General features: G+C 33.1%; 26 protein-coding genes and 5 pseudogenes. 15 read left to right on the top strand and 16 right to left on the bottom strand.

Annotated elements, in window-relative coordinates; genetic code table 11:
• Window positions 1-198: 198 nt before the first annotated feature.
• The 11 genes and pseudogenes from BAQ49_RS34295 to BAQ49_RS15470 form a co-directional block, all read left to right on the top strand.
• Window positions 199-311, top strand: a pseudogene (locus tag BAQ49_RS34295) (cytochrome C biogenesis protein); the annotation flags it as partial.
• Between the two features lie 35 nt (window positions 312-346).
• On the top strand, window positions 347-793 hold the full coding sequence (locus BAQ49_RS15515) for an NUDIX domain-containing protein (RefSeq protein ID WP_071746052.1): 447 nt from the start codon (window positions 347-349) through the stop codon (window positions 791-793).
• A 199-nt stretch (window positions 794-992) separates the two neighbouring features.
• Entirely contained in the window at window positions 993-1,262 is a 270-nt protein-coding gene (locus BAQ49_RS15510; RefSeq protein ID WP_071746051.1) for a heterocycloanthracin/sonorensin family bacteriocin, read from the top strand.
• A 110-nt stretch (window positions 1,263-1,372) separates the two neighbouring features.
• Window positions 1,373-2,401, top strand: a complete 1,029-nt coding sequence (locus tag BAQ49_RS15505; protein WP_071746050.1) for a serine hydrolase domain-containing protein — start codon at window positions 1,373-1,375, stop codon at window positions 2,399-2,401.
• A gap of 31 nt (window positions 2,402-2,432) precedes the next feature.
• Window positions 2,433-2,576, top strand: a complete 144-nt coding sequence (locus BAQ49_RS32985) for a hypothetical protein (RefSeq protein ID WP_002013225.1) — start codon at window positions 2,433-2,435, stop codon at window positions 2,574-2,576.
• Window positions 2,577-2,858: 282 nt separating this feature from the next.
• A complete protein-coding gene (locus tag BAQ49_RS15495; protein ID WP_071746049.1) occupies window positions 2,859-4,067 on the top strand; it encodes an L-lactate MFS transporter in 1,209 nt (402 codons plus the stop codon).
• A 261-nt stretch (window positions 4,068-4,328) separates the two neighbouring features.
• A complete protein-coding gene (locus tag BAQ49_RS15490) occupies window positions 4,329-4,745 on the top strand; it encodes a GNAT family N-acetyltransferase (protein WP_071746048.1) in 417 nt (138 codons plus the stop codon).
• A gap of 187 nt (window positions 4,746-4,932) precedes the next feature.
• Window positions 4,933-5,376: an NUDIX hydrolase gene (locus BAQ49_RS15485; RefSeq protein ID WP_071746047.1), complete on the top strand. Its 444-nt coding sequence runs from the start codon at window positions 4,933-4,935 to the stop codon at window positions 5,374-5,376.
• A 30-nt stretch (window positions 5,377-5,406) separates the two neighbouring features.
• The gene (gene dnaN / locus BAQ49_RS15480) at window positions 5,407-6,537 is read left to right on the top strand and encodes a DNA polymerase III subunit beta (RefSeq protein WP_071746046.1); all 1,131 of its coding nucleotides are present in this window, start codon (window positions 5,407-5,409) and stop codon (window positions 6,535-6,537) included.
• Window positions 6,538-6,610: 73 nt separating this feature from the next.
• A complete protein-coding gene (locus tag BAQ49_RS15475; RefSeq protein ID WP_071746045.1) occupies window positions 6,611-7,531 on the top strand; it encodes a hypothetical protein in 921 nt (306 codons plus the stop codon).
• A gap of 39 nt (window positions 7,532-7,570) precedes the next feature.
• Window positions 7,571-7,813 (top strand): hypothetical protein, encoded by a 243-nt coding sequence (locus tag BAQ49_RS15470; RefSeq protein ID WP_071746044.1) that lies wholly within the window; start codon window positions 7,571-7,573, stop codon window positions 7,811-7,813.
• 58 nt (window positions 7,814-7,871) lie between these two features.
• On the opposite strand, the pseudogene BAQ49_RS15465 reads toward BAQ49_RS15470, so the two are convergent.
• Window positions 7,872-8,672: pseudogene (locus BAQ49_RS15465) on the bottom strand (MBL fold metallo-hydrolase); the annotation flags it as partial.
• Window positions 8,673-8,841: 169 nt separating this feature from the next.
• Here BAQ49_RS15465 and BAQ49_RS33585 point away from each other — a divergent pair.
• Together BAQ49_RS33585 and BAQ49_RS15455 are read left to right on the top strand one after the other, a co-directional pair.
• A pseudogene (locus BAQ49_RS33585) lies at window positions 8,842-9,549 on the top strand (hypothetical protein).
• Between the two features lie 137 nt (window positions 9,550-9,686).
• Window positions 9,687-10,082, top strand: coding sequence for a RidA family protein (locus BAQ49_RS15455; protein WP_071746042.1), 396 nt, complete (start codon window positions 9,687-9,689; stop codon window positions 10,080-10,082).
• Between the two features lie 725 nt (window positions 10,083-10,807).
• Here BAQ49_RS15455 and BAQ49_RS15450 read toward each other — a convergent pair.
• The 5 genes and pseudogenes from BAQ49_RS15450 to BAQ49_RS15425 all read right to left on the bottom strand — a co-directional run bounded on the left by BAQ49_RS15450 (window position 10,808) and on the right by BAQ49_RS15425 (window position 15,036).
• Window positions 10,808-11,623 carry a YwqG family protein gene (locus tag BAQ49_RS15450; protein ID WP_071746041.1) on the bottom strand — a complete coding sequence of 272 codons (816 nt, stop codon included), beginning with the start codon at window positions 11,621-11,623 and terminating at the stop codon, window positions 10,808-10,810.
• 78 nt (window positions 11,624-11,701) lie between these two features.
• A pseudogene (locus BAQ49_RS31490) lies at window positions 11,702-13,083 on the bottom strand (DnaJ family domain-containing protein).
• An 82-nt stretch (window positions 13,084-13,165) separates the two neighbouring features.
• The gene (locus BAQ49_RS15435; protein ID WP_071746040.1) at window positions 13,166-13,531 is read right to left on the bottom strand and encodes a hypothetical protein; all 366 of its coding nucleotides are present in this window, start codon (window positions 13,529-13,531) and stop codon (window positions 13,166-13,168) included.
• A gap of 269 nt (window positions 13,532-13,800) precedes the next feature.
• Window positions 13,801-14,172, bottom strand: coding sequence for a YxiJ-like family protein (locus BAQ49_RS15430; RefSeq protein WP_071746039.1), 372 nt, complete (start codon window positions 14,170-14,172; stop codon window positions 13,801-13,803).
• 12 nt (window positions 14,173-14,184) lie between these two features.
• A complete protein-coding gene (locus BAQ49_RS15425) occupies window positions 14,185-15,036 on the bottom strand; it encodes a patatin-like phospholipase family protein (protein ID WP_071746038.1) in 852 nt (283 codons plus the stop codon).
• Window positions 15,037-15,215: 179 nt separating this feature from the next.
• Between BAQ49_RS15425 and BAQ49_RS15420 the strand changes: the two genes are divergently transcribed.
• Window positions 15,216-15,593, top strand: coding sequence for a PH domain-containing protein (locus BAQ49_RS15420; protein WP_000522472.1), 378 nt, complete (start codon window positions 15,216-15,218; stop codon window positions 15,591-15,593).
• Between the two features lie 120 nt (window positions 15,594-15,713).
• Here BAQ49_RS15420 and BAQ49_RS15415 read toward each other — a convergent pair.
• The 5 genes and pseudogenes from BAQ49_RS15415 to BAQ49_RS15395 form a co-directional block, all read right to left on the bottom strand.
• Window positions 15,714-16,187 (bottom strand): annotated as a pseudogene (locus BAQ49_RS15415) (GNAT family N-acetyltransferase); the annotation flags it as partial.
• A 1-nt stretch (window position 16,188) separates the two neighbouring features.
• The gene (locus BAQ49_RS15410) at window positions 16,189-16,710 is read right to left on the bottom strand and encodes a YfiT family bacillithiol transferase (RefSeq protein ID WP_071746036.1); all 522 of its coding nucleotides are present in this window, start codon (window positions 16,708-16,710) and stop codon (window positions 16,189-16,191) included.
• A gap of 16 nt (window positions 16,711-16,726) precedes the next feature.
• Entirely contained in the window at window positions 16,727-17,254 is a 528-nt protein-coding gene (locus BAQ49_RS15405; RefSeq protein ID WP_071746035.1) for a GNAT family N-acetyltransferase, read from the bottom strand.
• Between the two features lie 63 nt (window positions 17,255-17,317).
• Window positions 17,318-18,640: an FAD-dependent oxidoreductase gene (locus BAQ49_RS15400; RefSeq protein WP_071746034.1), complete on the bottom strand. Its 1,323-nt coding sequence runs from the start codon at window positions 18,638-18,640 to the stop codon at window positions 17,318-17,320.
• 71 nt (window positions 18,641-18,711) lie between these two features.
• Window positions 18,712-19,491: an undecaprenyl-diphosphate phosphatase gene (locus tag BAQ49_RS15395; protein WP_071746033.1), complete on the bottom strand. Its 780-nt coding sequence runs from the start codon at window positions 19,489-19,491 to the stop codon at window positions 18,712-18,714.
• Between the two features lie 132 nt (window positions 19,492-19,623).
• Between BAQ49_RS15395 and BAQ49_RS15390 the strand changes: the two genes are divergently transcribed.
• Complete coding sequence (locus tag BAQ49_RS15390) at window positions 19,624-19,830, top strand: hypothetical protein (protein ID WP_071746032.1); 207 nt, start codon at window positions 19,624-19,626, stop codon at window positions 19,828-19,830.
• Window positions 19,831-19,879: 49 nt separating this feature from the next.
• Here the strand turns inward: BAQ49_RS15390 and BAQ49_RS15385 are convergent, their stop codons facing one another.
• The 5 genes from BAQ49_RS15385 to BAQ49_RS15365 all read right to left on the bottom strand — a co-directional run bounded on the left by BAQ49_RS15385 (window position 19,880) and on the right by BAQ49_RS15365 (window position 24,980).
• Complete coding sequence (locus BAQ49_RS15385) at window positions 19,880-20,260, bottom strand: nucleotide excision repair endonuclease (RefSeq protein WP_002147616.1); 381 nt, start codon at window positions 20,258-20,260, stop codon at window positions 19,880-19,882.
• Between the two features lie 77 nt (window positions 20,261-20,337).
• Window positions 20,338-20,901, bottom strand: coding sequence for a GNAT family N-acetyltransferase (locus BAQ49_RS15380; RefSeq protein ID WP_071746031.1), 564 nt, complete (start codon window positions 20,899-20,901; stop codon window positions 20,338-20,340).
• A gap of 68 nt (window positions 20,902-20,969) precedes the next feature.
• Window positions 20,970-21,542, bottom strand: a complete 573-nt coding sequence (locus BAQ49_RS15375) for a YybS family protein (RefSeq protein WP_071746030.1) — start codon at window positions 21,540-21,542, stop codon at window positions 20,970-20,972.
• Between the two features lie 190 nt (window positions 21,543-21,732).
• The gene (locus BAQ49_RS15370) at window positions 21,733-23,163 is read right to left on the bottom strand and encodes a PQQ-dependent sugar dehydrogenase (RefSeq protein WP_071746029.1); all 1,431 of its coding nucleotides are present in this window, start codon (window positions 23,161-23,163) and stop codon (window positions 21,733-21,735) included.
• 98 nt (window positions 23,164-23,261) lie between these two features.
• On the bottom strand, window positions 23,262-24,980 hold the full coding sequence (locus BAQ49_RS15365; protein ID WP_071746028.1) for an alpha-keto acid decarboxylase family protein: 1,719 nt from the start codon (window positions 24,978-24,980) through the stop codon (window positions 23,262-23,264).
• Window positions 24,981-25,018 lie beyond the last annotated feature (38 nt).

Genomic DNA, 25,018 nt, shown 5'->3' with positions numbered 1-25,018 from the left:
TAGAGAATAGATTTGCCTAGGGAAAAGTAGTGATTGCATTCTTTTGCTATCGGTTTCGATTTTGAGTCCGCGAAGAATGGGGCTAATCAAACCTTTTTGTAAAAAAATGAATCAACTAAAAATATTAAGAGTATGTTTTGATGATTTATTTTCATAAACATACTCTTTTTTAGAATCCTTTATCAAGATTATTAGTTTCAATTAAATTGTAAACGCGAACATGTAAATGCACACTTGCAGTTATTCATAATGTTCATCCATATGATACACCTATGATTTATATTATCCCGCTTTTAAATGACAATTTTTGAGCAAGTATAAAGTGAATGATTAGGAGGAATACGAAATGAAAAGTAAATTCCATCACATTGTACGAGCAATCATGATAAAAGATGAAAAATTACTAGTTGCTGAATATATAGGACATCACTATTTTTTACCCGGTGGCCATGTTGAAATTGGGGAATCAGCAGAGAATGCACTAATAAGAGAGTTACGCGAAGAACTTGGAGTAACATGCAGTATAAAACAATTTTTAGGCGTCATAGAAAATAAATGGCAAGCTAAAGAAACTCTCCACCATGAAATTAACCACATTTTTGAAATAGATTCTAATGAATTGAAATCTGATTTTACTCCAATATCTAAAGAGTCCCATTTAGCATTTCACTGGATTGATTTTAATAAAGAAAACATAAATTCTTATATAATAATGCCGGCACCTTCAGTAAAAGAATTACTAGAAAGAAAATTAAGTGATGAACTATTAACTTGCTGGATTAGTAACTTTTAATTGACTCTATTTATATTAATTACGTCCACTAAAAGAATATAAAGAAAATAGGCTCATAAACAAGGTACATCACCTAGTGTAAAGTCATATTTTGTTGATGTACGCATTTAGTCTATAGCTTTATTTCTACTTTATTTTTAAAAGTAAATAAAGTTAAAAGTATGGACGGAATTTACATTTGTAAATGGAGGGTTTCATAATGAATGAGTTTCAACAAGAACTACAAGCATTAAACCTTAATGATTATCAACCTGGTAATGTTGTGTATTGGGATCAGCAACAAAATCAATATCCATATTATTACATCCAAGACGATGCACGTCGTTGTGGCGGATGCGGTGGACGTTGTGGTGGCTGTGGTGGTCGCTGTGGTGGTTGTGGCGGCGGACGTTGCGGTGGTTGTGTAGGTTGTGTTGGCTGTGTTGGTTGTTTCAGCTGTTCTAATTGCTGGAGCTGGTGGATTATTTAAGTACAGAATAATATTTCATATGAAAGAAAAGTGTAAATACCAGTTTATGTTGTGTTAACGCTTTTCTTTCATGCTATCATTTTTTCGTTTTCATTTTAGGGGGAACTTATTTGTACAAATATGAGAAATTAATTTCATGGGTAGAAAATATTAAAGAAACTAATCAAAGTTCTGCGGCTGCACTTTGTATTATGAAAGATAATAAAATTGTACTAGAGCACTATAGTGGAAAGCATTCAAATACTCCTACTAGTAAAAAAGTAAACATATCTTCACAGTTCAATGTCGCTTCCGCAAGAAAAAGCTATTTAGGATTAATGGTAGCTTATGCAGTTTATGAGGGGAAAATAAAATCTCTTGATGACGAGGCAGTAAATTATTTTAAAAAACATGATCCTTCATTACTTGGTAAGACAACGATAAGACACTTAGTAACTCATTCACACGGTTTAAATGAAAACGATGAGGGGACAGTTTTTCGTGAATTTGAATCGGGACAAGCTTGGGCGTACAGAGATATTAATGTAAGAATGGTAACGCAGCTTATTTATCAGCTGTATAATAAGAGTTTTCCTGAATTATTAAAGGAGCGTGTATTCCTACCTGCCAACTTCAATGAAACTGGATGGAGAATAGAACATAATGAAAATTTAGTTAAGGTTATTGTAAATCCAAATGAAGATGCTATAGAAAGTGTCGGTGCAGTAGATGACGGCTCCGAGAAAAATTTGTTTGTCTCTGCGAGAGAACTTGCATACTGGGGGAACCTGCATTTAAATAACGGGTTCTTAGATGGTAAACAAATTGTGCCAAAAGAAGTTATAGAACTTGCTACGAGCTTACAAAGTCCAGCGTATAAAAATAAAGAACTACCTCAAAACGGATTATTTTGGTTCGTTCAAAATGAACCTGCTTTATTTAGCGAACTTGGTGAGCGAGTTCCGAAAGGTTCCTATCAAATATTAGGAATTACAGGACCCACGATATTAGTCATTCCAGAATATAATGTCGTCGTTGCTAAAATGTACAATAAAAGATACAACTATGGTGGGGATAATTATTTATATTATTTACGTGAATTTAGCAATTTAGTCACTGATACATTTAGTAGCAGTAAAAATAATACGGTTAGGGCATAACTACTCCTATAATAAAAAGGAGTGAACTTTAATGAAAAATGAAGTGAATAAAAATAAAAAGCAAAATATAAAGGATGTAAACACAGAACAAAACGCGATTTATAGCGATCCGAAAGATGCAGCAAATATGCAAACTGTACCGCAGCCGAAAGATTTCGAGGAAATTGAATATTAATTTTCTCTCCGACTTATTTATGAAAGAAAAATACGTCTTAAGTCTCATCACTTTCCGCAAATTATTTGATAACATATGTACATAAGCATTTGAAAATGTCTTATCTTAACAAAGCTTTCTTTAAATACATCTGTATATAACCTAAAAAAAGGCACTTCTTGATGAAGTGTCTTTTTTGTGTAAACTAACTTAATTTCCATTTTCCGTACGGTATCGTGCAATTTATCATGGATATACTAATTGTGAAAATTCATGTCATGATAAAAGAAGGGGACAGTTAGTATGAAACAATCATCTATAAATCCGTTGCTAATTGTTCTAGGTACAATCATTGTTCAAATTGGCCTAGGAACAATTTACACATGGAGTTTATTTAATCAACCCCTTGTAAGTAAGTTTGGATGGAACCTCAATTCAGTCGCAATTACTTTCTCAATTACGAGTTTTTCTTTATCATTCTCAACTCTATTTGCAGGAAAGCTACAACAAAAATTTGGACTCCGTAAACTAATCGCTACTGCAGGAATTGTTTTAGGACTCGGTTTAATACTTAGTTCACAAGTTTCCTCATTACCATTACTTTATTTATTAGCTGGTGTTGTCGTTGGATATGCTGATGGAACAGCGTATATTACCTCACTATCTAATTTAATTAAATGGTTTCCAAACCGTAAAGGGCTTATTTCTGGTATATCTGTTTCGGCATATGGAATGGGAAGCTTAATCTTTAGATATATAAACGGAAATCTTATCAACAGTCTTGGAGTATCACAAGCATTTTTATATTGGGGTATTATCGTCTTACTTTTAGTGTTGACAGGATCATTCTTCTTACGTGAAGCAATTGTAAGTAACACTGTAACTGAAACATTACACAATGATTATACGCCGCGTGAAATGATGAAAACAAAACAAGTATATCTCTTATTTTTCATGCTATTTACATCATGTATGGGCGGACTGTATTTAATCGGTATGGTAAAAGACATTGGGGTGCAGCTCGTCGGCCTTAGTGCAGCGACTGCCGCAAATGCCGTCGCAATGATCGCAATCTTTAATACAATAGGTAGAATTATTCTTGGAACGTTATCAGATAAAATAGGCCGATTAAAAATCGTCTCTGCTACATTTATTATTATTGGATTGTCCGTCTTCACTTTAAGTTTTATTCCGCTAAATTACGGGATTTATTTTGCTTGTGTAGCAAGTGTTGCCTTTTGCTTTGGTGGTAATATTACTATATTCCCAGCCATTGTCGGGGACTTCTTCGGATTAAAAAACCATAGTACAAACTACGGGATTGTTTACCAAGGTTTCGGATTTGGTGCACTTGCAGGATCATTCATTGGAGCACTACTTGGCGGATTTCAACCAACCTTCATTACAATAGGTGTTCTATGTGTAATATCTTTCGTTATCTCTATAGTAATCCGCCCTCCAAATGCAGAAAAGGAGAAGGAAATACAATCGTTAAATCGAAAAATAGCTTAATGCTAAGAAAGAGTCCTTATGCAGGGGCTCTTTTTAAAAGGTTATCTTTACATTATAAGATAATGTGTAAACAATGTACTCCACATCAAAATAAAACCACGTAAAAAGGATAATTACTATTAATTACAATTAGAGTCTCCACTCGAAATATCTGCATTTCACCCTTTACTTATTACGTAACCTACTATTAATAAAGACAGGATAATTTAATTATTAAATTGAATAGATTACGTAAATATAAAAAGGTGCGTGATACTGAAAATGAAAATTCAAAAACAATGGATTCAAGAAGATAGTGATTACATAAGTGAGAAAGTAATTGAATATAACCAAAAACATCTTTCAAATGAAGAGAAAACACCTTCAGAAAAGGTAAGTTTTATAGTAAGGAATGAAAAAGAAGAAATAATCGGAGGGGTAACAGCGATAACTTTTTGGCATCACTTGCATATTGACTTTCTGTGGGTGTCTGAAGAATATAGACACGAAGGCTATGGCAGCAAATTAATGAAACTTATTGAAGAATTTGCAATCGAAAAAGAATGTCGGCTTATAAACTTAGACACTTTTAGTTTCCAAGCTCCAAACTTTTATAAAAAACATGGATACAAAGTGATCGGAGTCAGTAAAGATCATCCTAAAGGACATCATCACTATTATTTAGAAAAAAGGTTGTAAAAAACATATTAAATTTATAGTTGCTATTGCTTGGTATTTTTTAACCGAATCGATTTTTTAACATTTAGTGGATGTGTTTTGATTATTCTTTTTCAAAACATGTTCTTTTTCTTTTTTGTGAATAAAAACCATTTAATGATAGAATGAAATAAAGACAGAAAATTCGTATCATTGAAGGGGATTAAATATGAAAAAGGTGAATGTTACATACGCGCTGTTATACAATGAAACTCACGAAAAGCTTTTAATGGTTAAAAACAAAGGGAAAAATGGCTCTTATTACACTTTACCAGGTGGAGCAGTTAAATTAGGTGAAACGTTAGAAGAGGCAACAGTTCGTGAAGTAAAAGAAGAAACTGGACTAGATATATCCGTAAAAGGGGTTTGTTCCATTAGTGAAGCGTTTTTTGAGGAAAGGGGACATCATGCAATCTTCTTTAATTTTTTAGGAGAAATAATCGGAGGGGAAATCTGTATATCAAGACCAAAAGAAATTGAAGGAATTATCTGGATGGAATTACATAAAGCAGAACCTTATTTACGTATACCAGAACACTTAAAAAGCCTTTTACAAAAGAAAGAAACAGTTCCTTATATTTTTAATGGAACTATTATTCATCAATCTTCATAAAGATAGTATTTCATTTAAGGCGGGGGAAAAATGGAGTTTATCGTTAATCACAAACAATTTACACAAGCTCTTTCAGAAGTAAGTAAAGCTATCTCAACAAAAAATTTAATTCCTATATTATCCGGAATAAAAATAACAGCAGATCCATCCGGAATTACTTTAATCGCAAGTAATTCGAATATTTTCATTGAAAAATTTATACCTATTTCAATTGAAGACGAACAAATTGCAACTATTTTAAAAGCAGGGAGTATTGTTGTACCAGCAAAGTATTTCATTGAAATTATTAAGAAAATGCCAAGTGAGATTTTAATAAAAAGTATGAATGAGCAGTTGATTACAATCCAATCTGATGAAATTACTTTAAACTTAAATGGATTCTCAGCGAACGAATTTCCGAATGTACCATTTATAGACGATCATGCAGAAATACAAGTAGAAATGGAACAGTTGATTGAAGTATTTAAACAAACTGTCTTTGCAGCTGCTAAAAATGAATCTAGACCCGTTCTTACTGGCGTACATTTCGTTATTGATCATAACAAATTAATTTGTGCTGCTACTGATTCTCATAGACTGGCTTTACGTGAAATACCCATTTCTTCACATGCGGAATTAAATTGTATTGTACCAAGTTCCACTATTAGTGAACTACTAAAATTAATGAACAGTAATTCAAATTTAGTATACATATATCTTTCAGAGAGTCATATTATTTTTAAATTCGGTACAATTACGTTGTATTCAAGGCTTATTGAAGGAAAATATCCTAATATATTCGGCCTAATTCCAAATGAATCCCAAACGGTTATTAATATAGATAGAAAACAGATTTTACAAGGTGTAGATCGATCAAGTTTATTAGCTAGTGAATGGGCAAACAACAACGTTAACTTAGAGATCATCGACGAATTCACAATACAAATCTCTTCTAACGCTTCTCAGATTGGTAAAATATCCGAGACACAACAAATAGATACTATTCACGGTGAAAAGCAATTAAATATATCTTTTGATGGACGATATATGGTCGATACTTTAAAAGCAATAAAAGAAGATAGAGTAACTTTAAGTTTTGGTGGTTCTATGAGACCTATTTTAATTGAATCAGGTGAACAATCTGCAGCAGTATATTTAATATCACCTGTTAGAACTTATTAAGAACAAAGGAATGAATTTAGCTAATGTAGTCGAAGTGAAACTAAAGATAAAATTTAACGTGAGGGTGAGTATTATGAAGAAAATAATCGCTTTACTCTTAGGTATCGTTCTAATTATTTTCGCTTTTTTTCATTACAATAAAGAAAGTTTAGTTCAAAATGATAAATTGTTCGTTGAGGACTTTAAAGGTAAAAATGATTCATATAAAATTCAAGCAGCCATTAATAAAGCAGAATCAAGTAAAATTAAAACGGTTTTGCTCGATGATAAAAAATATAAAGTCACTTCACCAATCATCGTTAAGCAAGGTGTTAAATTATTATTCGGTTATGGTACACAATTTGTTGTTGAGGGAAACTTTAGGGTATTGGAACTAGAAAAAAATGCTTCGATTGAAGGAGCGTACATAGCTATCAATGATCCTAAATTTAATTCTGAAGTTATATATTTAGATGGTAAAAATAAGTATTATAACACTTGGAACAAAACACAAATAAAAGATATAAATATTATAAATTGGTCCGAAACAAATAAAGGAACAGGAATTTCTTTATTCACTGGTGGAAAAGAAAATGAAATCTCCTTTATTAACTTCGATAACATTAAAGTAGCAGGAATGGAAACAGGGTTAAAATTAATAGCGAAAAAACCGAAATCTGGACATGCCTGGATAAATGCCAACCGTTTTATGAACTTCTCTCTAGAGGATTGTGTGAATATGATTTATATGGATAGTAATTTAACTACACCAAATGAGATTAGCGGGAATCAATTTACAAATCTACAAATACAACCGTCAAGTAAAACAAAAAACATTTTAAGGGTAAGTGGACAGCATAACGAATTCAATGGAATGGTGTGGGATTTACAGAAAATTAATCACGAAAACGAACTCATTGAACTAACTGATAAGAGCATGAACACAACCATTGATATTACCTCTGTGCCGACAAGTAGAGTTTTAGATAGCGGGAAGGCAAATATAGTAAAGTAGTAATTAGGGGAGATTAGTATGTAATAGAAGGAGGAGCTCATGAAAAAAGGAAATCACTTATTTTGGGTATATATAACTAGTATCATTATAATACCCTTAATTATTTACTTAGCATTGGTAGCCTCTAGCGAAAAAGATACCCTTACTCAACTAAAAAAAGCCCCCGGTATCCCATCTGCTATTCAAGATTCAAACGATATAGAAGACCCTACAGGATATTGGACAACAGAAAAGATGAAAAATGCAATTCCAGTAGATAAAACAAAGAATTTTAATAGATGAGTCATAAATGAATAAAAAGCGAACCATCAATATTTAATCGGTTCGCTTTTTATTATAATTATACTTCTCTCCACCAAGTTGACGTAGGATAGCCTTTAGATTTTAACGTAATAGCTTCACCGATTTGTGGCGTTGCAATATTAACCCCTAAACGATTTGCTTCTTTCGTAACACGTTCAATAGGATCACTCCATTCATGTAATGCTAACGTAAAAGCACCCCAATGAATCGGAAGAAGTAATTCTCCTTTAACGTCAATATGAGCTTGTACGGTTTCTTCTGGCAACATATGAATAGCAGACCATCTCGCATCATATTGTCCACATTCCATTAAAGTAAGATCAAACGGACCGTATTTATTACCAATCTCCTTAAAGTGCGGAGCATAGCCACTATCGCCACTAAAGAAAACCTTCGTTTCTTGACCAAGAATAAGCCATGAACACCATAAAGAACGATCTTTATCAGTCATACTTCGTCCGGAGAAATGCCTTGCAGGAGCACAAACTAACTTAATATTATCAAACGTAATTTCATCCCACCAATTATGCTCACTAATTTTATTAGGTGAAACACCCCATTTAATAAGATAGCGTGCAACTCCAGTCGGAACATAAAAATGCTTTGCACGATCTTTTAACTGCATAATACTTTTGTAATTTAAATGATCATAGTGATTATGCGAAATGATAATCGCATCAATTTCCTGAAGATCTTCACGTTCTAAAGAAAAAGCACCACTATAACGTTTACTATTAAAAACAGGGAACGGGGAAGAGGCATCTCCAAGCATAGGGTCTAATAACAGTTTTTTACCTTCTATTTTTAAAAGAGAAGCAGAATGGCCAAACCATGTAACTACATAGATTTTACAATTAAATTACTAAAAAAGGAGGGATTTTAAAATGCTTGCTAATTATACTCCGGAAAAAATACTTAAAACAACTTATGAGACAAAAATGATTTCATAAAGTGACAATTATCCAGCTTTAAAAATAAGCGGAACAAACCTTCAATATTTACTTGTAATGCTCCATCTGGGTATAAAATCAAATGCTATAAAAACAAAGCCAAATTGGACTAACGAGGAATTCGAAAAACAAATGCACGCATTAGAACTAGAAGGTTTATTGAAAAAGACAGAAGGGAGTTACTATCCAACATGTATGGTTATAACAGCTAATGAAGGAGAAAAGCTGTATAACCTATGTGAGCCTCTAATTAAACCTACACTTAACATAATTGAAAAGTATTCTAATCAAATTGGTTTTTATGGAAACACTCGATATACAACCTTGAATTTAATAACTGCGAATAAAGAAACGTTTGAAGAATATTTTCACGCTACTATTATCGATATTAATTATACGAAATAGCATCGTGAAAATATTGTAGCAGCAGATAGACAAGTAGACTTAAATTTAAATGTATTATACGAAGAATTAGGCTTATATAAAAATTCACAACCTGTTATCCCAGTGTTTACAGCCGCAGACTTATCTATACTTAACGAAATCGCGAACGCGATCAGTGAAGATTTGATTTTATTATGTAAAGAAAATAAGAAGCCTTTAAAAGAATACTTTGCAAGCAGCAGATACTCAAAAGAAATAACTTACGAAGAATTTTTTATTTGGTGGTATCACTTTTTTCTATACAAAAGTAACTGAAGAATTAATACAAAAGGCGTAATTATAACAAGCGCTCAAAAAAATCAAACGTACATAATCTATTAAAAACTTTAAATTAAAGTGACTAATATACTTTTGCGTATGTAGCAGCTGAATGTATAGACAATAATTAGTAAATAGAGGATAATCCGAAATAAAAACCTAATATAAAGAAAATAAGACATTAAAAGGAGAGAAGAGCCATGCAAAAGAAATTTATCAATCCAGAAACAATGCCAGCAACTTTCGGATATTCTCATATAGTCGAGGTCAATAACGCTAAACGAACAATTTACATATCTGGACAAGTAGCGATCAATACTGATGGTCAAATAGTTGGCATTGATGATTTAGCTACACAAACGCGACAAGTATTCGAAAATATTAAAAGTGCATTAGAAACTTCGGAATTAAAATTTAATGATGTAGTAAAATTAACATTTTTCTTAACAGATATTTCTCAAATGGCCATCGTTAGAGATATACGAGACCAATACATTGATACTAACAATCCACCAGCAAGTTCAGCTGTAGAAGTTAGAAAGTTAATTAACGATAACTTATTAATTGAAATCGAAGCAATTGCTGTAGCAAACTAATTTTAAAAACTTGTTATTAAATCATATCCATACAATTCGTTTAATGCGTTCATTTTAAACGAATTGTATTTTTTATTGTCTTAAATATCATTTATATCTGGAGACATTATCATCAACAACTTATAAAACAAAAACAAATAACCACACAATCCATCACACAGAATGAATCCCAAGAAAAGGGGAGCCCAATAACAATAACCAACATATAATAAGTTTATTATTTTTAATTAGTTAACATAATATATATTATAGGCAGTTAATGAAACAAAGTAATCTCAGGTATCAAAAACCAAGTAAACTATACTTAATGAGACGAAACGGAGATTTTTAATGAGATTTACACAAAGTCTTATCTAAATGAATTTCTACAGTTTCTATCGTCTATTTTTATATCAATGAATCACAGCATATTTAAATCGATTATCGATGTATCATTTAGCGACTCAAAAATATTTTTGATCAGCAATAAATTTTTATGCGAAATAATTTTTCTATACAAAATCTAGATTATAAATTTCATTTTATGTTTTACTGTATCGATTTATTGCTAATTACATACACTTTATAATTTTATATTTTCTTGTTGTTATTTTTTGTATTTACACTTGACTTTTATTGCACATATCATTTCGCACTCTAGTTAACATAATGTTTATTTTTAACATAAAAAAATCCTCCTCACCTTCAGGAAGATTTTTAGTTTGCTATTATTTTATTTATATCTTTTAGTAACAATCCCAATTGTATATAACGTTAGAAAAATCTAAGTTTAATAAATCTTCCTTGCGTATAAAGAAATTAGCAACACCAGAATCTCCCCACATAATATTTAATAAATTGTCTGTATCGATTTGCAACAATAATATATCATGTTGTTGGTATTTTTCTTCCCATTCCCTCGGATCTGTCTGTGTGAAAAACGGATAGCCACCAATTTTATGCCCGTAATTTTCACATAAATCATCATATAGTTCGCCTAATTCTGTTTCATTTTCTTCATCAACGATTTCTCCCCAATCAATGATATCACTAAAAATCTTTTCAAATCGATAATCTCTTGATGTTACTGGTTGGTAATCCAATTCAAATTTTAGTTTAGCTGCTTCAGGTATGATAAAATGCTCTAAAGCTAAAGTATTTAAATAATTAAAATCAGTAATAACCTTAGTTAAATCTGCCGTTATTGTAGAATGATAAATAATTCGAAAGTCGTTTTGGCTTGTTGGATGATCGAGATCTATTCCAAAAAGCTCATCATCAGCACTTACGAAAAATTGTAACAGTCCGTTTTGAGGCATGGATTCAATATGCGGCATTTCTTCAAAATTCAACTGCGCAAGTAACATCATAGGTTGTCCGTTTGAGTCTTTAGGATGCTCTTGATTTATAGGTAAATACGGATAACCGCCAAACTTACTTTCAAAAAGAGTTGTCTCTGCTAGCGTTCCAGACACTTTAATATACGGTTTTACACTTTCTTCTAAACTTGTTCGATACTGTTCTAGTTCTTTCGGTAATTGAAGCTGATACGTATTCTTCATCACATTTACCTCCCTTTAATAATGAATTGAAAATGCCTTACTTAATTATATAGCATGAGATAGCTTAATTAAAAATTGTTAAAAATCCGTTTTCACCCTTGTTTTTTGCGCACTTGGTGGACAAATTAAATTATGTTCTAAAACCTTTTTATTAATAGTTCGAATTAAATCCGCTGCTTCTGTAGTATTTGTATTTTCTTTTAGTCTTTCTTTTAAATCATCAATTTCCTTTGAAATTTCAATCCACCTAGGTAAAACATGATTATTTTTCAAAGTTCTATACAATTGCTTTTCAGGATTGTACGAAAGGTCTTTATCAAGATTAAGAGGTTTCCCTTTACCGGGTAAATTATCAAAAGACCCTTTCTTTTCTGCTTCTTTAACGATAGAACTAATATGATCCTCATACGTATAGGACCAAACTTTCTCATCTTTTACTAAAATCTCTTGTTTTTTAAGGTTTTTATCTAGTTCATCTTGATTCATGGATTCATTCCCCTTTTCATTTTTTAGCGTTGTTTTTGTATGTTTCAATGCTATCAATCCATCAAATAACTTTTCTCGCCACCACACACTGTCATATCCGCCTTGAAACTCTTCATAAGTAATTTGGTACTCTTTTTCTTTTAAAGCTTTGTACAGGCTCCTATTAGCCGTTAAAAGAGGTTTGTTTTCGAGTTCTCCTGCTGCTATGTAAAAATGAGGTTGACTCGTATTGGAATTTATAGATGAAATTTGATTTTCAATCCAAGGAATTTTATTTTCATAGGCATCCTTTTTCCAATGCACGGATCCAGACATTGACAACACGTTCCCGAAAATGTGTGGATTTTGAAGCGCTGCATAAAAAGCTGCTAAGCCACCAAGACTGAAACCAGCAATTGTTGTATGTTTGGCTTCTTGATGCACTCGATACTTCGCCTGGATCCACGGAAGTAATTCCTCCGTTAAAAACGCATTCATTTTATCGTTATAAGTTAGTTCTTCTAGCCGATTAACTGGTTCTATAGCAACAGCAATACAAGAAGGGATTTTTTTTGCGTGAATTAAATAATTGAGTGTTCTTTCGATTGAAAAGTTATTAATGAATGAATTCCCATCAAACACAATGAGAAGTTCTTGAAGATGTGAAGTGTGAGAATAATCATGAGGCGTATAAATATGAATTCTACGTGTGTTATTTAAAATCGTACTATGAAAAGAATGTGTTTCAATTTTTCCAGATGGATAATGATTTGAAGGGAAACGACTGCTATACTGCACTTTCATCCCTATGCTTAACACAGACGCTCTATTAGCATATACGTTATAAGACTATACTGACTATCTACAGGACATTGTTCTATTAGTGGCGTATTATTCGACTTTATTTCATGCAAAAAAGTATACAAAGCTTTTTCGTTTCCATTCTTTAATTGATTATTAAGCTCCTCTAACTTAGGACTAGTTATTGAAGTCACCCATCTTCCTCCTTTGTATTTCTTTCTTTTCACTAGATTGCTTTTATAAAATTAGAATTTGGATGTTATGTATTTAGATGAGTCATTCACTAGAAAGTTTATCAATTGCCTGAATAGAAAGTTCTAACGCTTTGATCCTCCTTGTTAAAAGCGTTCTTTGTGGACTACCAGCCTTAGACTTATCATAGGCCCTCTCGATTGATGGAAGCAAACCAGCAAGGATATTACGAGCTTCTGCTAACTCTTCATGGCTATACAGGTGACTTTCTTGGTTCCATACTTTTTCTAGCACTGCTAACCCTACGCACACAGCTTTAAGTCGTTTTTTCACTAATGTAGTATTTGCACCTTTTTGAGTCATTTGTGATAGTGCATTTTCAAGTTTACGGATTGTTGACTGTAAAGATTTTATTGATTCCAATTTATCTATAGTTGATACGTTTTCCATGTTAATGTTGTCCCTTCTCACTTATTTTGTTTAATGTTTGATAAAATAAGTACTTGATTTCACTCGAAATATTTTAACATAATTAACTAAATATATTCGAGTTGGACAATAAATTAATGGAAAACGGTCACTAAACATCTCTCCCTCCCTTACATCATTCTATATGTACTTCTTTCTTCGTATTAGAATTCCTATATAAACAAGTTGTTAATATTGTATATTTTATGAACAAAAAACGTACAAGTAATGTAACCTGTACGCTTTCGCTTTTATTCAGTAAGGTAATAAAGTAATAGTTTCCGGACCTTCTCATAATTCATGAAATCTCTATACAAAATGGGATACTTCACAATTTCTGTTTCTAGAAAACGATATTGTGGAAACCATTCGAAAAACGATTTTCGTAGCCATTTTATTTGCTCAAACGAAATCTCCTTTTCATTTTCATTAAGTACGTAACTTAAAGTCCCTGCTGTATGCATCCAATAATAATTTAAATCAGCACTTATACAATCATCTTCTGTAAACATATTTTTATGATCTTTCCGTATTTTTCGAATATCACAATTCGGAAATGGTTTATATAGAGGACTATGCATTTTCTGCAATTCATTAAACATAACTTGTTTTCCTAACTTCAAATACCCACCCCTTTATTTCTCTATCCAATTTAATAAGTTTTCATAATGATATTGAGCATCTTTATAACCTAGATTATATAAATTAACGAGTTTTTCCTTGTCTCTTTCTATTCCGCTTATAGGAAGTTGTACACTTGGTTGAATTACATAAAAATTATCTTTTTGTTCTTTTTGACTCATATAAGATATCGTTTCATTATAAAAGCGATAATGTTCTACTAAAGTCTCTGCGATTTTCGGATATTTTCTATATAAAATTTTAGCCAATCCAGAAAATTTATTCCGCTGCTTCTCGTATCCATCCGGCTTTGTCATAATAACAACATTCTTTTGGTAACCATCATTTTGCGCTTTTAATACTGGAATAGGATCTATAATCCCTCCATCTAACAATTTTCGATTATCATAATCTACAGCAGGTGCTATAAACGGAACAGAGCTTGATGCACGAATAATTTTTAAAATATCATTTCCGTGTTCTGTTTTATTATAATAAACTGCTTGTCCTGATTCGCAATCAGTCGTTCCGATTACAAACTGTTCATTTGAATTTAGGAAAGTTTGAAAATCAAACGGTACAATTTTGTTTGGTACTTCATCGAATAAAAAATCCATTCCAAATAATTCACGTTTTCTAATTAAATTTCGATAAGATATATACCTGTGATCTGCTACTAGCTCTGTATTCACTTTCTTATTTCTTCCTTTTTGACGTGACAAATATGTTGCTCCCATACATGCTCCAGCGGATACACCGACTACATACGGAAAGAATAAATCCCTTTCCATAAAATACTCAAGTACTCCTGCAGTATATAATCCTTTCATCCCGCCGCCTTCTAATACTAAACCGATATTCTTCATGCTATATCCCTCTGCTTCTTTTTTCTTAATTTCATATTAGCACAAGATATTAAGATGAGGTTATATAAACTAATTACAACAATAACCAAAAACTACTAAAGTAATGTCATAATATCTTTGTGAGTAACATGTTACAATATAAGTAATTCATTCCACATATATTAAAGGAGGAATTTAATATGGGTTTATTTAGCGGTATTTTAGGAAATGCATCAAATACGAGTTCTGAAAGTGTAGAACGTGATTTAGAGAAGATTATGCTAGACGATGAAAAAGTAGAGCATGCTTATAAATTAATTCGTGATCTAATCGTATTTACAAATCGTCGTCTTATTTTAGTAGATAAACAAGGAGTAACTGGCAAAAAAACAGAATACCATTCTATTCCTTATAAAAGTATTACACAATACAGCATCGAAACGGCTGGACATTTTGATTTGGATGCAGAACTTAAAATTTGGGTGTCTAGTATGGAGGATCCAATTACGAAAGAATTTAAAGGTGACGATAGTATTTTAAGCATTCAAAAAGCGTTAGTAACATTTACGACAAAGTAGTAGTTTTTGTATTTTTATTCAATTTCAAAATTACTAACCCGAGTATTTTGGAAGAATATACATTATTTTTGTATATTTAATCTGAATTATCATAAAAAGGTAAAGCGTATTTTATATGCTTTACCTTTCTTTTTTGTAATAAATAAGTGTAGTTTTATCATTTAATTTCTTTATAACTTCTGTTCTTTTATACCCCATCTTTTCATACAAAAAACAATTTTTCTCTTCTTCTAAAATAGTAGCCAGTTCCCAGCTCGTTGCTTCAGGAAACATTTCCTCAATTAATGTAAGTACCTTTTGAGCAATTCCTTTTCCTTGATGACTCGGGTGAATAAACATTGGACTGATCCAAAATTTAGAGGGTGTTTCTTTTTGTGAAATACATATCGCTCCCACAAGATTCATAGCCACTATTATTTTATAGAAGCCACTGTCTACATGATTTATTCTATAAATAGTTTTTTCGATAGTTTCATTTGCTGGATTTGTTTCATAGTCTTTATATGTATTTAATAAAAGGCTAAATGAGTCTATTTGCATTTGAAATATAACTTCTGCATCAGCTTCTGTCGCCTTCTCTAATATAATCTCCATATTACCAATTTAGACGCTTTCTTAAAGAAGTAATATGAGCTGTATGATGACGACCGTGCCAGGCGTATAGTCCAATTGCAACAGCCAGTTTTGTTTCACCAGATTCAGGATGATTAAATGTCTTTTCTAAATCAGTAGGTTCTAATGAATATAAAAGGTTAACCCATCTTTTATGTAATGAATCTAGCATTACTAGTGAAACATCTACCGGTAATTTCGAATCAGGCAATTCTGCCCACTTTTCTTCTTTATACGGTTTAATAGTTGGATTCTTTTCTGTCAGTGCTAATTTAAAGCGTATGTAGCTATTCATATGGCTATCAACAACGTGATGAACAACTTGACGGACAGTCCATCCTCCAACGCGATACGGTGTATCTAACTGCTTCTGATCTAAATCTTTAATTGCCTTTGTTAGTTCATTAGGTAAATCTTCAATTTCTTGAATCCATGTATCAATCATTTCTTCAGTTATAGGACGTTTGTATGTAAATTGGCCAATTGGATAACGTAAATCATTCATGAATAAGTCCCCCTTATTATAAGCGCGAAGTATTTCTCCAAATATAATGTACAAACTTCACATGTTCTCCATTTAATTCTACAGATGTTGTATCTGATTCGTTTTGATAAGAAGAAAATCCGCTTTTTTCTAGTACAATTTGTGATGCGAGATTATTAGTCGTTGTTTTAGCATGAACCCTATTAATTTCATTGTTTTTCGCTACGTCTAAAATTAATTTTACGGCTGCTGTTGCAACTCCTTTTTTAGTAAATTTTTCTCCGACCCGATACCCTAGCGAACTAATTCGAGTTTCTGTATCTATATCTACTAAATTTATTCGTCCTACAATTTCTTTTTCTTCATTACGAATTAAATAAAAATAAGAATCTCCATCCGCCTGTTCTATTAATAAATCGTCTAGTAGTTTTTGGAAATATTCAAATTCAAAATATTTCGAGCCACGATTTGGTACCATTGTTTCAAAAAAAGATTTATTCGTAAGTTCAAACGTAAATAAATCCTTAGCGTCTTGTTTCTTTAGTTGCTCTATGTATATTTCCATCCCGTATTCTCCTTCTTGATTTACTAACTGTTATACATTCTTTTTTAATCAATTATATTCCTGCTATTTCTTTCGATTAAGTAATACAGCTAGTAGCACTTTCGGATGAAAAAGATGAAATGGACTACGAATTAAATTCATCACTCGTACTAACCGAATATAAACATCGGAATCACTTGCGGATAGTCGATATATTTGTTTCGTATACCACAGCTGAAATTTTTGTTTCGTAGTTAATTCTCTCTTTAGTTGCGGGTGACGTGATATTTCCGTTGTTGTCATATCCCAAGGGGTTTCTATTATATTAGCTGCCTTTTTATAAAATTGTTGTGTAAATGTTTTATCAAGTTGTTTTCTACCTTGCAGAAGTAATTGCAACTGGTGAGATTCCATAGCAGCAACTGAAACACCTTGACCGAAAACGGGATCAAAACGACATTGCGCATCTCCAACTACTAACAACCCTTCTGGTACATTGCTAACTAAATCAAATCGCCGACGTACTTGATAAGGAATTTTGTATGTCTTTATATCAGTAATCCCCTCAGCTTTGTTTAGAAACTTTGTTACATTAGGGATTGATAGATTTTCAGCAAAATCATAAAACTCATCATCTGTTTGTGGTGCTTTCTCATTTGCATATCCACTGAAGGTAACAAAATAACGATTATCTTCAATCGTTTGAATAAGAACGCCATAAGGGTTTTCAGGGAAACTTGGAGACATTAACATATTACAACAGTCTAACTCCTCATTTTCTTTAAGTTTGAACATTTTCGTTGCGTAAAATAAATCAATACGAACTTTCTCTTCTTTTACTTCAATTTCGTATTCTCGTAGCCACTCTATACTTTTCGACCCAAATCCACTCGCATCAATTACAATATCTGCATAAACTTCTTCTTGCATGCCTGCCTCTAAATATTTAACTTTTACTCCACACACTTTGTTAAGCTTTCCATCTACTAATAACCCTTTAACCAATGTTTCATATTTAATAGTAATATTTGAAATTTGATCAATTCGTTTTTGAATATGCCATTCTAGCAAAGGGCGACTTTGCTGAATCATATGTACTTCCCCTATGAACGGTTGTTTCCATAGACCAAATTGATGCCATTTCAAATCACGCGTAAAGTTATTTATGATACTGCCCGCTTCTATTAATTCATTCGTAATAGTAGGAAACAATTCTTCAATTGCTTTTTCTCCACCTTTTAATAACACGTGAGGATGATTGCTTTGTGGAACTCTTTTTCTTGAAGTTTTTCCATCCCATTTTTCACCGACTTCTAAAATGATTACTTCTTTAAAAGAAGTTGATAATGCTTTTGCTGCAAACTTTCCCGCCATACTTCCACCAATAACAATAGCCTTATTAAACATATTTTCCCCCTTAATGAAAAGAGATCCTGCCTTGTATGAATGAAACAGGATCTAAACGAAGAATTACTAAATTAAAACACATGAGTAAATTGCAACGTTAAAATTAAAATGCCTAATCCCCATACGTAATACGCGAATACTTTTAAGGAGTGACGTTTTAAATATTGAATCATCCATGAAACAGCTATGTAACCAAAAAACGCTGCTGATAACGTTCCGACAATTAAAGATGTACTAGAAATAGATTCTACTTTCCCTTGAAAAACATCTATAAATTGCAAAATGATAGCTCCAACAATGGCTGGTGTCGACAGTAAAAAAGAAAAGTAAGCAGCTGTTTCACGGTCTAATTTTCTCCATAATGCAGCGACGATTGTCATACCAGAACGGGAAATTGCCGGAAAAATAGCAGCCGCTTGAAATGAACCGATGATAAATGCATCTTTATATGTAATGTCATCCATTTTTTTACGACCATTTTTTTGTTTATCGGCCATGTAGAGAAAGAAACCTGTCACTAAAAACTCCCATCCAATCGTAATACCTGTTTTTGAAATATCTTCAAAGAAGTCTTTAAATAACAATCCAATTACAACTGCAGGTATCGTCCCAACAATAAGCAATAACATTAGTTTTGAAAATGGATTTTTAATTAAGTATATAAATTCTTTTTTGTAATAAATAAACACTGCAAGCAAAGTTCCGATATGCAGCATCGTATCTAAAAATAAACCTGCGTCATCTAATTGAAACAAATGCCTTCCTAAATAAAGATGTCCTGTACTACTAATCGGCAAAAACTCTGTTAAACCTTGTATTATTCCTAATATAAAAGCTTCTAACCAATTCATGATGGTCCCCTTTCTCGTTTGCTTGTACCAATATATGAAGGTTCAATTTTCAATATGAAAAAAACTATTTTTCTCTATGAATTTACTTTTATTTTATGGATATATATGTAAAAAATAGTGAGGAGGGTTACTATGTGGCAACATACGAAATTCGGCAATGTATTACTGTGGGCAGGACCTATCCTTGTGTTTATAGGGTTATGTATTACAAATGTTATTTCAGATATTCCTTTTTTTGAAGGAAAACATAAAACGCTTGGAATTATAATTTTATTTATAGGGCTTTTCTGTTTAATTGCTGCTAATCATTTTAAAAAAGGAGAAAGAAATGAAGAATGAAACACAAAAAAACAATCCCAGTATATGTGCTAGGATTGTTTTTTGTTACTTATTTATAGAACACTTTATCAACGTTATATTTTGCTTTATATTCATTAATAATGTAAGTTTCGTAAATTTCTCTTTCTGTTGGATCTTCTACGATACATGCATCGATACGATATACTTCATCACGATGATTTTTGATTGGTGAAACATTGTCTTCAAAATGCTTTTTAATACGTTGTCTAATTTTACGAGCTTTACCTACGAAAAGAAGTTCGTCATTAATATTGTAAAACATAAAAATGCCGCCTTTATCTCTAGGGAACAAGTGGAAATCGATAAAACCGTTAATTGGAGTAATTAATGGCTCGTCTCCTTTAATAACTTGTTTACGTTCAGTAATTGAAACATCAGCTTCAGGAATATTAATTTTAATCAAGTTCATTCACGTCCTCTTTTATTATAAAGATAAATAATAGCATAAGTATGTAAGAAAAGCTATGTTAAGAGAGATATTTCATTTTATAATTCAAATATTATAGGTATATCATGTAAACTTTTTTTCCAAATCATATGATCGTTTGATTCGCCCCAATAATCCTTCAGCACATAACTAGGTTTTCCAAACTTTTTTGTCCATATACTTTGTGCTTTTTTGTATCCACTATCTAAACAGCATTCGGTTATTCCTCTGCTAAGTAATGTAAGATACATTGTATTTAGAAGTAAACTCCCTATACCTTTTCTTTGGTACTCCGGAAGTATAAATACAGTTCCTATTTCATACAAATCCTTAAGTACACCGTCTGTACAACTATTAATCAATGTACTTGCTGGACCGACTTCAATTGTTCCAATAATTTTATCGTTATTTGTATCTATTGCTAATAAAAAGTAACGATTTTCTCCATTACTATCAAAATCATCTTTCAAATATTGCTTTTTCGAGTTAATTTCATTTTCTATGTCATCTAATAGATGTGATAACCCTTCGTTTTTAAATGTATTAGTAATAACAAGACGAAAAAACAAATGTAGTTCATCTAAATCATTCGAATTCGGCCTTCTAATTTCAATGTTATACATGACTTAAATCTCCAATCTTTGAAAATATATGAGAAAGTGTATTTGTTCAAAAAGATTTTATGCAATTGTTAAGACCATACTTTATATACTCTATTCATCATTATTCTACACAACTCTGCATAGATCCAGCAGTATACAAAACTCAGTATAAATATTAATGTAATAGCTTTTATATCCATAATTGTATGAACAGTAGGACCAAGTACTGGAAAGCGGAATATATCGAGAACGATCATAATTCCTATAAGTAGACATAACGCTGAAAAGGAAACTATCAAAATCCTCCTCTTGAATTGTAAAAAGGATACTCCTAACGCTATACCTAATAATCCTGTAGTAAAGGGAAAGACAATTAGTTCACTCGGCTCAATAATAAATAATAGGAAAATAGTAAGAATATAAGAGAGTATCCCCTCACGAATAGAATAGCAAATAGCAAAAAATATCGGCAGTGTCGAGAATGGACTAATAAATAGACCTATACCAGGAATTAAGTTCCCTGCAGATTGAAAGATAGCAGCAAATGACCCGAGTAATGCTGTAACGACTAACCTACTTGCAGGATTCATCCTTCTTTTATGAACTAAGTTCACATCATTTGATATCATCAATCGATACCAATATCTTCTAAAGCGATTCATCAGATTCCCCCTAAAGAGACCTAATCCATCACTTTCTATTTTTATTCATATACTTAATGGTTATGTTTCTGCTTGTTAGGAATCACTATACAATAGATGTTTATCCATAGAAGGTTTTTAAGAGGCGCTAAATCATGCGTTTGAAAAAATATAAATTCCATATATTTTTAGACTCAAAGTTTATATCGTATTAAGGAACAATTTCAAAAATAGTACCTTTGTTAAAATCCGTTACTTTCATTGAACCATAAACTCCTAAATATAACCTAGTTTGATCTAAGTTTGTTCCCAAACTCATATAATAAGCTGCTTGAGCACCAAAATCATAATTGGTTTCAATAACATGAAAATCATTACGTTTCCCATCTGTAGCTGCTCTAGTAAAAGCTAACACTCCCTTTACTGGAGATTGAGATTCTTCTTTCTTAGCAAGATCCGTAAACACGACACTACTAGCTAAATTTTGAATTGCAGTTCCCATATATGGCTGGACTCCTGTAAGTGAAGTTCCTCCAAACTTATCGGCCCTGGAATCTTTATGAAAATAACTAATTAGAGGCTGAATACGCCTCACTGACGTTTGAATTGTTTCATTATAATAAGCCATTGTTCTCTCATCCAAAGTAGGATTCTCAGAACAGTGCCTTATAAAAGAAGTAGGTAATTCTCCTTCCCATCCTCGCCAACCAAAATTAATAAATCCATCTTGATTGGGTGTGGATCTCATTAAATGCGTTTGACCAAGTTCGGTAACCGGTATGGGTTTATAATACACAAACGAAAAAATAGACTCTGTAATATCCTGCCCGACATTTCCGATGTATTTGATATATTGATTATAAAACCTTTGGAATGAAATACCTGTTATATTACGAACCCCTTTCGCAATTACCGTAAGTGTTTCTTGTATAGATAAAGGAAACTCATTAAAGAGCGTAACTACTGGAGGGTTATTTATAAATGTATTTTTACTTACATCGATTTCAATTATTTTACCCGCTATTTCTAAGTCATCCTGGCTTAGATTAAATGGATCATAACCCGATCCACCATCTCCATTTGTAAAAACAAGTTTTCCAGTCTCGGGTGAAAAGTTTAAACTATTAACACCGTTATGATTAAAAAATGGCCGTTTTATATTAAGTAACGTTCTTCGTTTTTGAGGTTGACCGTTTGATTGTAAAATCCATTCTTCAATTGTATCAATATGATCATATTGAGTATCTCTATTTATCCACTTTAAGTTTAAAGTTTTCGGGTCACAAGGGTTCGGTTTAAATTGTTCTGCAAGTGCACCTGGTCCTTGAGTCCCAGCCATTGAATAATGAAGATAAAATAAGCCATTATGATTAAATTGCGGATGAAACGCTAGTCCTAGCAATCCGCGTTCATCATAACCGCTACTAGAAACACCTTCTTCAAACGTGCCTAATTTGATAATTCGCGGACGAATATTTAAAAATGTTTTTATTACACCGTCTCCTATATAAAAAATCTCTCCTAATTGGGTTGCAATAAATAGTCTTTCAGCCGATTCACCTGGAAGTATGGCTGTTTTTATTACAGTTGGTAAATTTATGTTATGAACGATGGGCCGTAAACTAACCTTAACTTTTGTCAACTTACTTTACACCCCTTTAATTGCGTTTTATTAAAAGAGTATGATTAGAACTGTTCGATTAGTATTCAATTAGGGACTAAGGACTAGGGACTTGGATACTAATTCTGACTGCGCTGCTTTTCCTGCTTCTCCATATAACTACGCATCCGTCGCATATATTCAGGTGCGTCCATTGGATTCCCTGCAATCATTTCAATTATACAGAGTCTTTTGGCGCTTTCCTTTTCAGCATGGATTATAGCCTGATCAACCTCTCCATAGGTCCGGACCGTAACGGTAAACGCGTTACCTCCAAAAGCTTCGGCCAGCTTGGTGTAAGACCATCGAGGGATTTGGTTGTACTTTTGATCCTCTGTTTTGACATTTAAATATCTCTCGATCGTATAACCACCGTTGTTTAAGACAAAGATTATGGGCTTGCAGCCGTAATAGAGCATAGAACTGATTTCCTGTACTGTTAGCTGCAGGGCACCGTCACCTGTAAACACCAATACTCGGCGTTCCGGCGCGGCCATAATAGCACCAAACGCCGAAGGGATTGCGTAACCGATGGACTGCCATCCACCTTGTCCAATATATGTTACATTGTCCGGCAGTCTTACCTCTCCCATTCCATAATAAAACGTTCCGGTCTCGGCGATTACAATATCCCCATTTTTCAGCATGCGCTGAAAACGCGGATAATAGCCGTCCTCCATTAGAGGTCCGTCGGCAGTTGTTGTGAATTGCTCATAAGGGAGTGACAATTTTTTCGTCAAACCTTTGCCCGTATAACCTACCTTCTGAACGGCAAGTAGCATGTCGGCTGCAAGAACATTCGGATATTCCGCCTCAGCGATTTTAACTATATCTGGTTGAATATTGACAGTTATCAGCGGGTTCAGCTTCGCGGTAAAACTTGCGGTGTTTGTGTCCGCCCATACCATGCCAATCGCAATGATACAATCTGCATTCTCCACCGTACTTTGGACTTCAGCCCTCCCGAAAGAGCCTAGATACATTCCGATATAATTTGGATGGGTCTCATCGAATCCTCCCTTCCCGTACAGCATCGTTACAACAGGCACATTCATTGCATCGGCCAGTTGCCGAGTTGCTGTCTGAAGGCCGAAACGCATAGTTTTCACATCCACCAAGATAACCGGTCGGTGAGCACGTTCCAAAAGCGGACGGACATGATTCACTGCAGCCTGGAGGGTATTCGAGTTGGATGTTGGGCGTGGTGGTATTGGCTCTGCCCAAATTTTAATCGGCTTGGTCACTAAATCATTAGCCACAACCAGGTATACCGGCTTTTTCTTTTCCTTAGCAATGCGAATCGCAGTCTGAATTTCAATCTTGGCATTTTCCGGCGTAAGCACCGCGGTATATGCCGTAATCTGCTCATACACTTTGCGAAAAACGTCAAAATTTCCATCCATTAAGGTGTGATGCATCAGTTGATGCTCTTTTTGATCCTTCTCAGGAGGCGCACCCACAATGTGTATTATTGGTACATGCTCGCTGTTGGCTCCCGCTATTGCATTGCAGGCGCTGAGCTCCCCGACCCCAAATGTCGTAATAAGAGCGGATATTCCTTTGATTCTTGCATAGCCATCTGCAGCGTAACCTGAGTTTAGTTCGTTTCGTCCTTCTATAAAACGGATGCCGTTATAACACTCCAAAGTATCAAGAAGTGTAAAATTATAGTCCCCTGCGACACCAAAAATTTCGGTAATGCCCTCGAGTTTCAGGCAATCGAACAAATACTGGCCAACCGTTTTTTGAGCAGGTCCCCTTTGTAAACCAAAGTTGCCCGTATTAATCATGTTGTCCATCGCTAGCTCACTCCTTATCTATTTCTTGGGCTTGTTCT

The organism is Bacillus proteolyticus (assembly GCF_001884065.1).
GTDB classification, from domain to species: domain Bacteria; phylum Bacillota; class Bacilli; order Bacillales; family Bacillaceae_G; genus Bacillus_A; species Bacillus_A proteolyticus.
This window is presented reverse-complemented; position numbering and strand designations above follow the sequence as displayed.

Excerpts from the sequence above, each read along its gene's own strand:
- BAQ49_RS15515 (WP_071746052.1), top strand. The coding sequence starts at position 347 with ATGAAAAGTAAATTCCATCACATTGTACGAGCAATCATGATAAAAGAT.
- BAQ49_RS15510 (WP_071746051.1), top strand. The coding sequence starts at position 993 with ATGAATGAGTTTCAACAAGAACTACAAGCATTAAACCTTAATGATTAT.
- BAQ49_RS32985 (WP_002013225.1), top strand. The coding sequence starts at position 2,433 with ATGAAAAATGAAGTGAATAAAAATAAAAAGCAAAATATAAAGGATGTA.
- BAQ49_RS15495 (WP_071746049.1), top strand. The coding sequence starts at position 2,859 with ATGAAACAATCATCTATAAATCCGTTGCTAATTGTTCTAGGTACAATC.
- BAQ49_RS15490 (WP_071746048.1), top strand. The coding sequence starts at position 4,329 with ATGAAAATTCAAAAACAATGGATTCAAGAAGATAGTGATTACATAAGT.
- BAQ49_RS15485 (WP_071746047.1), top strand. The coding sequence starts at position 4,933 with ATGAAAAAGGTGAATGTTACATACGCGCTGTTATACAATGAAACTCAC.
- dnaN (WP_071746046.1), top strand. The coding sequence starts at position 5,407 with ATGGAGTTTATCGTTAATCACAAACAATTTACACAAGCTCTTTCAGAA.
- BAQ49_RS15475 (WP_071746045.1), top strand. The coding sequence starts at position 6,611 with ATGAAGAAAATAATCGCTTTACTCTTAGGTATCGTTCTAATTATTTTC.
- BAQ49_RS15470 (WP_071746044.1), top strand. The coding sequence starts at position 7,571 with ATGAAAAAAGGAAATCACTTATTTTGGGTATATATAACTAGTATCATT.
- BAQ49_RS15455 (WP_071746042.1), top strand. The coding sequence starts at position 9,687 with ATGCAAAAGAAATTTATCAATCCAGAAACAATGCCAGCAACTTTCGGA.
- BAQ49_RS15450 (WP_071746041.1), bottom strand. The coding sequence starts at position 11,623 with ATGAAGAATACGTATCAGCTTCAATTACCGAAAGAACTAGAACAGTAT.
- BAQ49_RS15435 (WP_071746040.1), bottom strand. The coding sequence starts at position 13,531 with ATGGAAAACGTATCAACTATAGATAAATTGGAATCAATAAAATCTTTA.
- BAQ49_RS15425 (WP_071746038.1), bottom strand. The coding sequence starts at position 15,036 with ATGAAGAATATCGGTTTAGTATTAGAAGGCGGCGGGATGAAAGGATTA.
- BAQ49_RS15420 (WP_000522472.1), top strand. The coding sequence starts at position 15,216 with ATGGGTTTATTTAGCGGTATTTTAGGAAATGCATCAAATACGAGTTCT.
- BAQ49_RS15410 (WP_071746036.1), bottom strand. The coding sequence starts at position 16,710 with ATGAATGATTTACGTTATCCAATTGGCCAATTTACATACAAACGTCCT.
- BAQ49_RS15405 (WP_071746035.1), bottom strand. The coding sequence starts at position 17,254 with ATGGAAATATACATAGAGCAACTAAAGAAACAAGACGCTAAGGATTTA.
- BAQ49_RS15400 (WP_071746034.1), bottom strand. The coding sequence starts at position 18,640 with ATGTTTAATAAGGCTATTGTTATTGGTGGAAGTATGGCGGGAAAGTTT.
- BAQ49_RS15395 (WP_071746033.1), bottom strand. The coding sequence starts at position 19,491 with ATGAATTGGTTAGAAGCTTTTATATTAGGAATAATACAAGGTTTAACA.
- BAQ49_RS15390 (WP_071746032.1), top strand. The coding sequence starts at position 19,624 with ATGTGGCAACATACGAAATTCGGCAATGTATTACTGTGGGCAGGACCT.
- BAQ49_RS15385 (WP_002147616.1), bottom strand. The coding sequence starts at position 20,260 with ATGAACTTGATTAAAATTAATATTCCTGAAGCTGATGTTTCAATTACT.
- BAQ49_RS15380 (WP_071746031.1), bottom strand. The coding sequence starts at position 20,901 with ATGTATAACATTGAAATTAGAAGGCCGAATTCGAATGATTTAGATGAA.
- BAQ49_RS15375 (WP_071746030.1), bottom strand. The coding sequence starts at position 21,542 with ATGAATCGCTTTAGAAGATATTGGTATCGATTGATGATATCAAATGAT.
- BAQ49_RS15365 (WP_071746028.1), bottom strand. The coding sequence starts at position 24,980 with ATGGACAACATGATTAATACGGGCAACTTTGGTTTACAAAGGGGACCT.